The following is a 13,758-nucleotide window of genomic DNA, read 5'->3' on the forward strand; positions in this document are numbered from 1 at the left end:
TCACGTACGGTTTGATGAGGGGAAACTGAAACAGAAAAGGGATGGCAAAGCCACCCCTAAAGAAAATATAATCTGTTTCAGTTTTCTACTCTACTGTGGAACAGAAAGACCATAGAAGAACATAGTGACAATATCTTGTATATGTTTTTCACGATCCCCTTCAAGAAGCTGTGCCCCGAAATCATCACCTAATTTAGTAAACATTTGAATGTAAAGTAACATCATTTCTTTAGTAAGATGAGGATTAATTTCATTATTACGCTGCGCTCGTTCTAATATTTCTAAATACCATGGCAGTATTTTTTCATTTTGATAACTATAAATAAACTCTCGGAGAATTTCGTCTCTTTGCATCATTTGTAGCAACATATCAGGCTGAAACAATCCGCCAGTATTCATTTTTCTTACAATCATTTTTTGCATCATATCATGAAAAGGTAATTTTTCTTCAGCAAGGTCTTTATAATATTGAAATTCACATATGATAAACTCTTGTATAAGTTCTCTAAATAACGCATCTTTACTTCCAAAATGATTATAAATGGTAACTTGAGAAACGTTTGCTTCTTTTGCAATGTGTTCTATTTTCACTTCATTAAACCCACGTTCTGAAAATAATACGAAAGCTGCCTCTTTAATAGCACGTTTTTTCTTTTCTTTCACTTTTTCAAAGCCATTCAATACAATCACCTCAATAAAAATATACAGGAAAATATAGGTGAAAACAATAATTTTGAAATATGGACTTAATAATATTTCAAAAAGTTGTTGCGAATATGGAAGAGGAGGAGTACAATAATTTTGAAATATCATGCATTAAATATTTCAAAAAATGAGGTGTATTTATGATTTCAGTTCAAAATGTCACAAAACAATTTTCGAATGGAAAAGGCTTGTTTCATATTACATTTGATGTAAAAGAAGGAGAAGTGTTCGGTTACTTAGGACCGAATGGTGCAGGTAAATCAACAACGATTCGTAATTTAATGGGATTTATAAAACCGACATCTGGAAAATCTTTAATTTTTGGATTGGATTGTTGGAATGAAGCAGCGAAAATTCAAAGGGAAGTTGGTTATTTGCCGGGTGAAATTTCTTTTATTGAAGGAATGAACGGATTAGAATTTCTGAAGTTAATGCAAGGAATGCGTGGCTTAAAGGATACGAAAAGACGAGATGAACTAATAGAACGTCTACAATTTGATGTGAAAACACCAATTCGCAAAATGTCTAAAGGAATGAAACAAAAAGTAGGAATTGTCGCTGCATTTATGCATGAGCCAGAAGTGTTAATTTTAGATGAACCAACATCAGGACTTGATCCACTTATGCAACAAGTGTTTATAGATTTAATAGTAGAGGAAAAGCAAAGAGGAAAAACGATTCTTATGTCGTCGCATATTTTCACTGAAATTGAACGTACATGCGACCGAGTAGCAATTATTAAAGATGGTCGCCTTGTAACGGTTGAAAATATTCATGATTTACAAGAAATGAGACGACAAGTGATAGATGTAACAGTATCGTCACAAGAAGAAATTGAATCTCTTACAAAGTGTGATTTACAATTTGAAGCGGTAAAAGGTAGAGAGGCATCGATTATTGTGCAAGGAAACTATCAAACTGTTTTACAAACACTTTCAAACTATAATGTAACGGCGCTTCAAACGCGAGCGATGGATTTAGAACATTTATTTATGCATTATTACGATAAGAAAGAAGGGGTAAAGCATGAATAAGCAATTGTTTTTAGCTAGTTTGAAAGAGACGCAAAAAAGTATTTTGAGTTACGCAACTGGTGCAGCTCTATATTTATGGTTGTTAATTTGGATCTTCCCTTCAATGGTATCAGCGAAAGGTTTAAATGAATTAATAAGCGCTATGCCTGATAGTGTGAAAAAAATTGTTGGCATGGAAAGTCCGATTCAAAACGTAATGGATTTTTTAGCTGGTGAGTACTATAGTCTATTGTTTATTATCATATTAACAATTTTTTGCGTTACAGTTGCAACACATTTAATTGCGCGGCATGTAGATAAAGGGGCAATGGCATATTTATTAGCGACACCTGTATCTAGAGTGAAAATTGCAATCACGCAAGCCGCTGTTCTCATATTAGGACTACTAATTATTGTAGTTGTTACGTATGTAGCGGGCATAGTAGGTGCGGAATGGTTTTTACAAGATAATAATTTAAATAAAGAATTATTCCTGAAGATAAATATAGTTGGAGGGCTCATATTTTTAGTCGTTAGTGCTTATTCATTTTTCTTTTCTTGTATATGTAATGATGAAAGAAAAGCACTTAGCTACTCAGCAAGTTTAACTATTTTATTTTTTGTACTAAATATGGTAGGTAAATTAAGTGATAAGTTAGAGTGGATGAAAAATCTATCGTTATTTACACTGTTTCGTCCAAAAGAAATTGCGGAAGGAACGTATAATATATGGCCGGTAAGTATAGGTTTAGCTGCGGGAGCGCTTTGTATTTTTATAGTAGCGATTGTATTGTTTAAGAAGAGGGATTTACCGTTGTAGAGCTGTATAAAAGAAATATGCATGCAGTGCGTTTTAATCACGACCAGTTCTCCTTATTACTAGCTAGTGATTCAACATTGAATGAAAATCATTATTTTTACGCTAGAAAAGAAAGGAAGGGTAATGGCTTTGAACTGATTATTGTTGTCGACCGCATTGAAGATGTATATGAACGTTGTAAAGAGAAGCGATGCAAAATACAAGAAGAAATTCGAACTTATCCGTGGGAGATGAGAGGATTTAAAGTTGTGGATCCAGACGGATATTTCCTTAGATATTTCCTTAGGGTCATATCTAAGGAAAGGGTCTGTTCAAGTCGGTGAGACAGACTTGAACAGACTCTTTTTCCAGCGTTTAAAAGAACAACAAAAGTGATCAAAAAAATCTGTTAGAAAAGTTTCCAACTATTTTTTGATGTGAGTGCCGGCTCATAAAGAGAATACATTTCAAAATTAATAAACCTAATATTGATGGTTTATTTTTATGTAGAAGTTTTGTTTTTTCTGAATATAATCATTAAACTACTAATTAAGAAAAAAATACCTGGTAAAATATACACAATTGAGATACATAAAAATCCAACTATCGCTGAAATTATCATGATTAAACTGCCTAATGTTCTCTTTGTTTTTATTAATATTGAACCTATAATTCCTAAAATTGAAGCAATTAAAGAAATACTACCTAAAATCATAGTTGTATTAGTTGGTATTTCACCAGTTGTAGAATCCATGATAGGACCTAAATCACTTATAAATCCGATGAATATTGCAAATGATGAAAATAAAATCCCTAAAATGCCTCCAATTAATCCTAAAATAAATTCGAATTTGTTTGTCATAATAATATCATCCTTTTCATCTTCAGTTGTAATATTTGATTGTACAATTTGTAATAACTCATTCATAGTAATAGAGATGTTTAGAATGGGAGTATATGATGTTTACCGACTATAGTTTCTCCGAATAAGTCAAATTGCGAGTTGTTCCAATTACTCATTAACCCCTTTTTTATAGGTAATAAAGCTATTTCCTTTCTTTTTAAATTCTTTTCGTATAGTCTTATCTATTGTGTATTTAAATAGCATGATAATATATTAAACTTGGTAAAATAAAGAAAAAATCTAAAAAACACTATTTTTTTATATTCTTGTCACATCAAAGGTAATCGGTCGTTTCGTTGATTCTCATTAAAAGGATTAGCAAAGGGGGATGATTGAGTTTGGACGGAGTGCCGTGGCTCATAATTTCCTCAAACACGCGGAGAAGAACCGATTGTTCAAAGAGAGAAATCAAAACCCACAGAGAAAATTTACTTTCTCTGTGGGTTTTATTCGTTTAGGAAGACTTTGGAATATATTATTTTGTGTGAAAATATTCAAAAAAATGAACCTTTTTCTAGGCTCATCCGTCTAATACATGTAAAGTTAAATTTGAAGCGAGGATGAAACAGGAGGAGCAATTGTGAAAGTAATCCCTTTATATAAAATGTTTGTAAAAGAAGAAACAGATGTTTCCTTAGCGAAAAAAGGTGATCATGAAGCATTTATGACGCTTATACATACAGAAAAAGTGAAGATGTATCGTATTGCAAAGGCTATGTTACTTGATGAGACAAATATAGAGGATGCGATACAAACAACAATTTTAAAAGCCTATGAAAATATAAAAAAATTAAAGAAGGAAGAGTTTTTTCAAACTTGGTTAATTCGAATTTTAATGAACGAATGTAATAACATTATTAGAACGTATAAAAAGATAATTGTGACAGAAGAGAATGATTACAATATGAGTGCGTGCGATCAGTATGAAGATATAGATTTGTGTAATGCGATTCAATCGTTACATGAAGAGTTAAGAGCTGTTACGGTGCTTTATTATTATGAAGATATGAATCAAGAGAGTATAGCGAAGCTTTTAGAAATACCAAAAGGAACAGTGAAATCGAGATTGTCACGTGCGAGGGAACAACTACAGAAACGATTAAAGATGGAATAGGGGGTGCAAAGGATGGATGGTGAAAAATTATTTGATGAGAAATTAAAAAAGAGAATAAAAGAAGGGAATGTTATAGTGCCGCCAGGGTTAAATGAAACGATTAATAGTACACTACATAATCTTCCCGTAAAAAAGAAAGGTTATAGAGTTTATATGATGGCTATAAGTGCTGCTGTCCTAGTGCTCTCAATTGTGTCTATGTCGGAGTTTTCTGATCAAATTTTTGCTCAAAACGGAGGAGTATTTGAATATGTAAAGAAAAAGGCATTTTCTGATTATGAAAATGAAGAGGAAATAAAATCAAATGTAAATTATCCAGATAAGGAAAAAATTCATGAAAAGATGCTAGATTCCATTGATCATTTTAAAAATATTTCAGGACAATTTGAGGAATATTCTAGTTCGTCAAGAATTGCTACAACGTATAAGTATGCGATTGATACGGAGAAACTAAGAGGTATCTCTTCGAAAGAAGATAAACTAGCGAAAAAACGAACAATTATATATAACGAGGGAAAGAAAAAAGAGTTTGATGATGCGAAGTATACATATAAAGAGACAAAATGGAACCGAAAAGAAAGAAACGATGAACTATTAAAATTAAATCCTACGGAAAGGTTATTGAGAAAATCAGGTGAGAAGAAACGATATGATGATGAATATGTGGGATTCGCAAAGTATAGTATTCAATCAGAATTTGCTGATCTATTAATTCGATATAAAGATTGGAATTATAAAGAAACGAAGTATCTTGGACTTGATTGCTACAAAATCGAAGGAACAGTAAATATAGAAATGCCTGTAAGTACATCTGAAGATTTAAGAGGTAAATTTGAAATGGTTGTAGAGAAAAATACAGGGATTATGCTAAAATTCCTTAGTTTCCACCAAGGTATGATTCAATATTCGATTACGACCGAATGGATACAAATAAACAAAGGATTGAAAGAGAATGTATTTCAAAAGGATAGTACTAATTATGAAAAAATGAAAAACATTTTATCTGAATAAAAAGGGGATAATTATATGGAGAATCACTCTTCTTCAAGAGAAAGGAAATATAAACGAAAATATAAAAAGACAACGATAATAAGTGTATTGTTAGCAATATTACTATTTGGCGGAGTTGGATATGGTACTTACGTATATATGAAAACTTCTAATCTCGTACAAAAGTCAAATGTTAATTTAGCACGTGGTGAAAAATCAAATTTACGTGAAGAAACTGTTAAACCGATCACCAATAATGTTTCACTTTTAATTATGGGAATAGATGAAAATAAGGAACGACAAAAAGAGTATAATGGTGCATTTCATACAGATGCGCTACTGTTAGCTACTTTTAATAAAGATGATAAAACAGTGAAACTAACGAGCATACCACGTGATACATACACATATGTTCCGGTTGAAAAGAAAAAAGATAAAATAACGCATGCATATGGAAGTGGTTTCGTTAAAAATGGTAAAGATGGAGGACCGCAAGCTTCAGTGGAAGCGGTAGAAAAATTATTACAAGTGCCTGTTGATTATTTTGTGAAGTTTAATTTTAATTCATTTACTAAAATTATTGATGGGTTAGATGGGATTGAAGTAGATGTTCCAGTTGAATTTACGGAGCAAAATAGTAAAGATGAACCTGATGCGATCCATTTGAAAAAAGGACTACAAAAATTAAATGGGGAAGAAGCACTTGCTCTAGCAAGAACGCGTCATATCGATAGTGATGCAATGAGAGGGCAGCGGCAACAACTTGTTATGGAAGCGATTTTAAGTAAATTAAAAAGTGTAGGATCAATTACGAAGCTAGAAAAAATAGTTGAGGCGGTTGACGGTGATTTTAAAACAAATTTAGCAATGGATGATATTTTATCTTTTTATAAATACGGTTTAAATTGTTCGGTTGAAAAAATTCAATTAGCAGGTGATGATTTATACTTACCTAATGGCCCAAACGGCCAACGTGTATATTATTATAATCCTAATAAAAAAGATTTACAGAGTTTGAGTAATACTCTTAGGACACATCTAGGATTAAGTGAAAAGGAGATTGAGGAAAATTGAAGCAGGCGAAATGTCTGCTTTTTATTATGTCTAATAGTATGTCGTTTATCATTAAATGTTATATACTATTTTCAAAAATAATATAATAGTATAACATAAAGTTAAGGTTTAAGTTACATAACAGGGGGGCCATCACATAGAATAAATGTTATTGATGAAAATAGTTTGGGAGAAATGAAAAAATAAGGGAGTATTAAAAATGAGAATTGTAAAGAATTTAACATTCCAAGTTATTGTGGCCATTATTTGTGGTATTGCAGTAGGAGCAATTTGGCCGAGTGTTGGACAAGAGATGAAGCCAATTGGTGAAACATTCATCAATATGATTAAAATGGTTATTGCACCAATTATCTTTTTAACAATTGTGCTTGGTATTGCAAGTATGGGAAGTATGAAAAAGGTAGGCCGTGTTGGCGGGAAGGCACTATTATATTTTGAAATTGTTACAACAGCAGCTTTAATAATTGGTATCATTGTAGCGAATGTTGTGCGTCCAGGAGACGGATTAGACCCTTCAAAACTAAAGGGCGGAGATGTTTCACAATATGTACAAAGCGGGCAAGAAATGAAATGGATGGATTTCTTTTTACATATTGTGCCGTCTAACATGTTTGAAGCATTTGCAAAAGGTGATATTTTACAAGTTTTATTTTTCTCTATTTTATTTGGCGCAGGGTTAACGATGTTAGGGAAAAATGGACAGCCGGTAATCGACTTTTTTGAAAGATTATCGAAAGTATTTTTTAACATTTTATCAATTGTAATGAAATTAGCACCGGTTGGAGCATTCGGTGGAATGGCATTTACAATTGGAAAATACGGTTTAAGCACGCTCATACCACTTGGTAAACTAATGATTTGTGTATATGCGACAATGGCATTATTTGTTTTTATTGTTTTAAATTTCATTTGTAAACTGTACAAATTTAGTTTGTGGAAATATTTAGCGCATATTAAAGAAGAATTACTTATTGTTCTTGGGACATCATCATCAGAATCAGTACTGCCGCGAATGATGACAAAGATGGAGGACTTCGGATGTTCGAAGCCAGTAGTAGGTTTAGTCATTCCGACAGGATATTCTTTCAATTTAGATGGAACAACGATTTATTTATCCATGGCTACTATATTTTTAGCTCAAGTCTTTCACGTCGATCTTTCACTAGGTCAACAATTAACTATAATAGCTATTTTGTTAGTTACATCTAAAGGAGCAGCCGCAGTAACAGGTGGAGGTTTCATTGTACTAGCATCTACTCTATCTGCAATGAATGTTATTCCATTAGAAGGGTTAGCACTATTACTTGGTGTAGATCGTTTCATGTCAGAAGCACGTGCTATCGTTAATTTAATTGGTAATGGTATTGCGACTGTAGTAGTTGCAAAAAGTGAAAATGAATTTGATAATGAGAAGTATATGAAAGTACTAGAAGAAATGAAAAGAGAGAAAATGGCCGGATAAAAAGTCAGCTTTGCTGACTTTTTTATTTTTGTAGAAAAGAGGTTTGTTATAATATACATTATTTATTAACAATAATTTACAGGTATTTTGTAGAGAAGGGATATAAAGACTATTAAATCAATACATACAATTCAATGAGGTAGAGTGTTTTAAAAGATTATGGAATTTTTATGAATATTACTGTAATAAAATAATTTTTTAAAAATTTTCAATAATAACACTTTACAAAACTCAAAAAATTAGTAGAATAATAGTTAATAAGAATCTTCTGATAAATATATAAAGAAAAACAGAATTATCAGAAAATTCTTAAATGAGAGCGTTAAGAATTAGGGAGGGTACAGAAAGTGAAAAAGAAAAAAATGAAAAAACTAACAGCAGTTGTAGCACCAGTTTTAGCAATGAGTATGGCATTAACAGCATGTTCTACATCAGGTGGAGATAAGAAGACAAGCACAAATTCTAGCTCTGGCGGAGATAGCAAATCAGAAGAAAAATTAGCAGCGAAACAAGTGCTAAATCGTACAGAAACAAATGAGATTCCAACAATGGATACTTCTAAAAATACTGATACATTAGGTTCTCAAATTTTAGGGAACACAATGGAAGGTTTATATCGATTAGATAAAGATAACAAACCAATCCCAGCTGCGGCAGAATCAAGCACGAAGAGTGAGGATGGTAAAAAATATACATTTAAACTACGTAAAGATGCAAAATGGTCAAATGGTGATCCTGTAACAGCGAAAGATTTCGTATATGCATGGCAACGTTTATTAGATCCAAAAACAGCTGCTGAGTATGCGTTTATCGCATTCCCAATTAAAAATGCAGAAGCGGTTAATAAAGGTGAAAAACCTGTAGCAGAATTAGGAGTAAAGGCAGTAGACGACCTTACTTTAGAAGTTGAATTAGATCAAGCGGTACCATATTTCTTAAACTTAGTAGCATTCCCATCGTACTATCCGTTAAATGAGAAATTCGTAAAAGAAAAAGGGGATAAATTCGGTTTAGAGTCTGATACGACAGTATATAACGGACCGTTCGTTCTTACTGATTGGAAGCATGAGCAAGGATGGAAATTGAAGAAAAACGATCAATATTGGGATAAAAAGACTGTAAAACTAGATGAAATCAACTATAGTGTAGTAAAAGAAGTAGCTACAAGAGTAAACTTATATGATACAAATGCAATTGATTTTGCACTTCTATCAGGAGAATTTGTTGATAAGTATAGAAATAATAAAGAAGAGTTTGGCACATACTCACAAGTAAGTACTTACTTCTTACGTATGAACCAAAAACGTGGCGGACAAGATACACCGTTAAAGAGCCAAAAATTACGTGAAGCAATCGCGCTTTCAATCGATAAGAAAAATCTATCAAACGTTATTTTAAATGATGGATCTAAACCTGCGAACTTCTTAGTACCGAAAGGATTAGCAACTGGACCTGATGGGAAAGACTTCCAAGAAACATTTAAAAACGGTATTAAACCAGATGCGAAAAAAGCAGCTGCTGCATGGGATGAAGCGAAAAAAGAGCTTGGAAAAGACCAAGTTACAATTGAGCTATTAAACTATGACACTGGTAATGCGAAAAAAGTTGGGGAATATGTAAAAGACCAAATTGAGAAAAACTTAAAAGGTGTAACTGTTAATATTAAACTTCAACCATTCAAACAAAAACTGAAATTAGAAACAGAGCAAGATTATGATTTATCATATGCTGGTTGGGGACCTGACTACGCTGACCCAATGACATTCTTAGATATGTTCCAGTCTAATCATTCTCATAACCAAATGAGCTTCGCTGATCCGAAGTATGATGATATGATCAAAAAAGCTGGCGGAGAATTAATGGGTGATGCGAAGAAACGTTGGGAAGAGCTAGGAAAAGCTGAGAAATTACTTCTTGAGCAAGATGTAGCACTTGTACCTTTATACCAACGTGGTGATGCATACGTTCAAAAACCAAATGCAAAAGGCATCGTTCACCATAACATTAGCCCAGAGTATAGCTTCAAGTGGGCGTACATGACTGAAAAAGATGGAAAATAATTTTTAAGCAGTGAGGCTATATTTAAGTGGATGTATATAGGTTTCTTAGCTTATTTTGTAGTGAGTATCTCATCGTCCACAATAGAAAGATAAAATGATAGAGCATTCCAAAAGTAGACTATTTACTTTTGGAGTGCTCTTTTGTTATGAGATTATATGTAAATAAATCGATAGATGTAAGAAAGAGCTTGTATCGTGATAATTGTAAAGAGTGCTCGTTACTATCACAAAAAAATAATTATTAGAATATTTTAAAAATAACTTTACAAAACCAAAAAAATTAGTAGAATATTAATTAATAAGAATTTTCTGATAAATAAACATTAGAAAATCTCTCAAAATGAGTTTCGTACATATAATTGGGGAGGGTACAAAAATGAAGAAAAAGATGAAGAAGTTCACGGCAGTTGTAGCGCCAGTTTTAGCGATGAGTGTGGCGTTGACAGCTTGTTCTGGATCTGGTGGGGAGAAGAAATCAACTACGACGTCTAGTGGTGGTGGGGAAGAGAAAAAGTCTGAAATTAAATACGCAGCAAAACAAGTGTTAAATCGTACAGAGAATCAAGAGATTCCGACGATGGATGTTTCAAAATCTACTGATACATTAGGTTCTCAAATTTTAGGGAACACGATGGAAGGTTTATATCGATTAGATAAAGATAATAAGCCAATCCCAGCTGCAGCAGAATCTAGTACGAAAAGCGAGGATGGCAAAAAATATACATTTAAATTACGTAAAGATGCAAAATGGTCAAATGGTGATCCTGTAACAGCGAAAGATTTCGTATACGCATGGCAGCGCTTACTTGATAAAAATACAGCTGCAGAATATGCGTTTATTGCCTTCTATATTAAAAACGCAGAAGCAATTAATAAAGGTGAAAAGCCACTAACAGATTTAGGAGCAAAAGCGGTAGATGATTATACGCTAGAAGTAGAATTAGAGAAACCAGTACCTTATTTCTTGAATTTAATGGCATTCCCATCTTACTATCCATTAAATGAAAAGTTCGTAAAAGAAAAAGGAGATAAATTCGGTTTAGAAGCAGATACAACGTTGTATAACGGACCGTTCGTTATGGCTTCATGGAAACATGAACAAGGATGGCAGCTAAAGAAAAATGATAAGTACTGGGATAATAAGACTGTAAAATTAGAAGAAATTAACTATAGTGTAGTAAAAGAAGTTGCGACGAAAGTAAACTTATATGATACAGGATCAATTGATTTCACGCTCTTATCAGGAGAATTCGTTGATAAATATAAATCGAACAAAGAAGAGTACGGCGAGTATTCGGAAGCAAGTACATTCTTCTTACGTTTAAATCAAAAGCGTAACGGACAAGATACACCGTTAAAGAGCAAAAAACTTCGTGAAGCGATTGCATTATCAATTGATAAAAAAGGATTAGCAAACGTTATTTTAAATAACGGTTCAAAAGCAACAGATCAATTAGTACCAAAAGGGCTTGCGACAGGACCAGACGGTAAAGACTACCAAGATACGTTTAAAAATGGTCTAAAATATGATCCGAAAAAAGGTGCAGCAGCTTGGGAAGCAGCGAAAAAAGAACTTGGTAAAGATCAAGTGACAATTGAATTACTAAGCTATGATGATGGAACTGCGAAAAAAATTGCTGACTACTTTAAAGATCAAATTGAGAAAAACTTAAAAGGTGTAACGGTTAACACGAAAATTCAACCGTTCAAACAAAAACTAAAATTAGAGTCAGCACAAGATTATGAAGTTTCGTTTGCAGGTTGGAGTCCAGATTATTCGGATCCAATGACATTTATTGATATGTTTGAATCGAAGAGCCCATATAACCAAATGAGTTATTCGAATCCAAAATATGATGAAATGGTAGCGAAAGCAGGTAATGAATTACTGTCTGATCCGAAGAAGCGTTGGGAAACGTTAGGAAAAGCAGAGAAATTATTCCTTGAAGAAGATGCAGGATTAGTTCCTTTATATCAAACAGGAAGAGCGTATGTAATGAAACCGAATGTAAAAGGAATTGTGAAACATAACATTAGTCCAGAATATAGCTTTAAGTGGGCTTATGTAACGGAAGGTAAATAATAAAAAAGAGCGTGTTTAAAAGTAGATATGAAGTGACCCCTAAAAGTTAGACACGGTTATTTCATTAGGCAGCTTGATAAAAGTGAGTTCGGTATTGTACCGGACTCATTTTTAAATTTGCCTTAATCCGTTTCGTATTATAATAATCTATATATTTTTCTAATTCTATTTTAAAATGTTCTACACTTTCAAATTCTTTCATGTAGAGGAATTCCGACTTCATAATCCCAAAGAAATTCTCTATTACTGCATTGTCGTAACAGTTTCCTTTTCGAGACATACTCTGTACGATCCCCCTTGATTCAAGTGTACGGGCGTACTGTCCCATTTGATAATGCCATCCTTGATCCGAATGCATTAGTAGCTGGTGGGCTTCAGGTAAACGTTCTAATGCTTTCTTTAACATCTCTGAAACAAGTGAATACGTCAGTCTAGAACCAATTGTATAGGTAATAATTTCACCATTATACAAGTCTAATACAGGTGATACATACAGTTTCTCTCCAAATAATTTAAACTCTGTGATGTCCGTTATCTATTTTTGATTGGGGACATCTGTACAAAAATTATCCTCTAAAATATTAGGTGCAATTTTACTGACTTTCTCTTTATAGGATTTATATTTCTTCATACGCACAACACACTTTAATCCAAGCTCTTTCATAATGCGCTGAACCTTCTTGTGATTCACTTTTTGACCACGATTCGTTAACTCATCACGAATGCGACGGTAGCCATAACGACCTTCATTTTCCTCATAAATCGCTTTAATTTCAGCTTTCAAATCGGTATCTTGATCCGGACGATTCATTTTCTTTATTAAATCATAATACGTACTCCGTGGAATACCAGCTAGCTCCACGAGTGCCTTCACCGAATATTTATGCCTTAATTCATAGACTACTTGTGCTTTGTCTTGTTTCGTGATTTTTCCTTGTTTTGAACTAAGGCATTCAACTTTTTTAAGTACTCATTTTCCATTTCAAGCTGTTGAATACGTGCTTCAAGTGCTTCGACTGACCCTTCAGCTAAAGCTTGTTTTAATTGTTTATTTGAATCTTTTTTCATGGATGGACGTCCCTTTTTCTTAGATTGAAGGGCATCAATTCCTTGTGTTTCGAGCTGTTTTTTCCAAACAGAAATCGTTGAAGGGGCAGGAATGTTAAAGATAGCTGCCGGCTCAAATAAGGACATACCGTTTTCAATCATAAAATTTAGTACGTCTAGTTTAAATTGTTGTGTGTAATTTGTACATCGTTTTAGAAAAGCTTCTATACCATTCTGTTTATATTGGTTTACCCAATTCAAAATAATTGTGTCACTTATACCAATCGATTTACCCATTTCTCGATAACTTTCATTTCCGTTCAAATAACGTAGAACGATTTGTATTTTTTCATCAGCTGTAAATTTAGCCATAGAAAAACTGCACCTCCAATTGTTAGACACAGTCTAACAATTGGAGGTGCAGTTCACTTTTAGAACGCTCTTTTACTATTAAATTAAATAGAGAAGAATAAGAAAAGTGGTACTTACATATAGTAGATGTGGGAG

10 protein-coding genes and 2 pseudogenes are annotated in these 13,758 nt (G+C 33.1%); 9 read left to right on the forward strand and 3 right to left on the reverse strand.

The window, feature by feature from the left end:
- Positions 1 to 90: 90 nt before the first annotated feature.
- Positions 91 to 690 (reverse strand): TetR/AcrR family transcriptional regulator, encoded by a 600-nt coding sequence (locus tag ACVWY7_RS20480; protein ID WP_139242342.1) that lies wholly within the window; start codon positions 688 to 690, stop codon positions 91 to 93.
- Between the two features lie 155 nt (positions 691 to 845).
- On the opposite strand from ACVWY7_RS20480, the gene ACVWY7_RS20485 reads away from it, so the two are divergent.
- From ACVWY7_RS20485 to ACVWY7_RS20495, 3 genes and pseudogenes are all read left to right on the forward strand, one after another.
- Positions 846 to 1,739, forward strand: coding sequence for an ABC transporter ATP-binding protein (locus ACVWY7_RS20485; protein WP_000626599.1), 894 nt, complete (start codon positions 846 to 848; stop codon positions 1,737 to 1,739).
- Positions 1,732 to 2,538 carry an ABC transporter permease subunit gene (locus ACVWY7_RS20490; RefSeq protein ID WP_001041444.1) on the forward strand — a complete coding sequence of 269 codons (807 nt, stop codon included), beginning with the start codon at positions 1,732 to 1,734 and terminating at the stop codon, positions 2,536 to 2,538. Before ACVWY7_RS20485 ends, ACVWY7_RS20490 begins: the two co-directional genes overlap by 8 nt.
- Positions 2,535 to 2,861 (forward strand): annotated as a pseudogene (locus tag ACVWY7_RS20495) (VOC family protein); the annotation flags it as partial. The gene ACVWY7_RS20490 and the pseudogene ACVWY7_RS20495, both read left to right, overlap by 4 nt.
- A gap of 158 nt (positions 2,862 to 3,019) precedes the next feature.
- Here the strand turns inward: ACVWY7_RS20495 and ACVWY7_RS20500 are convergent.
- Complete coding sequence (locus tag ACVWY7_RS20500; protein WP_078985229.1) at positions 3,020 to 3,445, reverse strand: DUF4064 domain-containing protein; 426 nt, start codon at positions 3,443 to 3,445, stop codon at positions 3,020 to 3,022.
- Between the two features lie 556 nt (positions 3,446 to 4,001).
- On the opposite strand from ACVWY7_RS20500, the gene ACVWY7_RS20505 reads away from it, so the two are divergent.
- The 6 genes from ACVWY7_RS20505 (at position 4,002) to ACVWY7_RS20530 (ending at position 12,204) form a co-directional block, all read left to right on the forward strand.
- On the forward strand, positions 4,002 to 4,535 hold the full coding sequence (locus tag ACVWY7_RS20505; protein ID WP_212114934.1) for an RNA polymerase sigma factor: 534 nt from the start codon (positions 4,002 to 4,004) through the stop codon (positions 4,533 to 4,535).
- A 12-nt stretch (positions 4,536 to 4,547) separates the two neighbouring features.
- Positions 4,548 to 5,546, forward strand: coding sequence for an anti-sigma factor (locus tag ACVWY7_RS20510; protein ID WP_105989626.1), 999 nt, complete (start codon positions 4,548 to 4,550; stop codon positions 5,544 to 5,546).
- A 15-nt stretch (positions 5,547 to 5,561) separates the two neighbouring features.
- Positions 5,562 to 6,599 (forward strand): LCP family protein, encoded by a 1,038-nt coding sequence (locus ACVWY7_RS20515; RefSeq protein ID WP_000427610.1) that lies wholly within the window; start codon positions 5,562 to 5,564, stop codon positions 6,597 to 6,599.
- A gap of 199 nt (positions 6,600 to 6,798) precedes the next feature.
- Positions 6,799 to 8,061, forward strand: coding sequence for a dicarboxylate/amino acid:cation symporter (locus tag ACVWY7_RS20520; protein ID WP_001223623.1), 1,263 nt, complete (start codon positions 6,799 to 6,801; stop codon positions 8,059 to 8,061).
- Positions 8,062 to 8,408: 347 nt separating this feature from the next.
- The gene (locus tag ACVWY7_RS20525; protein ID WP_000727518.1) at positions 8,409 to 10,121 is read left to right on the forward strand and encodes a peptide ABC transporter substrate-binding protein; all 1,713 of its coding nucleotides are present in this window, start codon (positions 8,409 to 8,411) and stop codon (positions 10,119 to 10,121) included.
- 376 nt (positions 10,122 to 10,497) lie between these two features.
- Positions 10,498 to 12,204: a peptide ABC transporter substrate-binding protein gene (locus ACVWY7_RS20530; protein WP_000728475.1), complete on the forward strand. Its 1,707-nt coding sequence runs from the start codon at positions 10,498 to 10,500 to the stop codon at positions 12,202 to 12,204.
- Positions 12,205 to 12,268: 64 nt separating this feature from the next.
- Here the strand turns inward: ACVWY7_RS20530 and ACVWY7_RS20535 are convergent.
- Positions 12,269 to 13,623: pseudogene (locus tag ACVWY7_RS20535) on the reverse strand (IS3 family transposase).
- Between the last annotated feature and the right edge of the window lie 135 nt (positions 13,624 to 13,758).

This window comes from Bacillus sp. TE9106W, assembly GCF_054062215.1.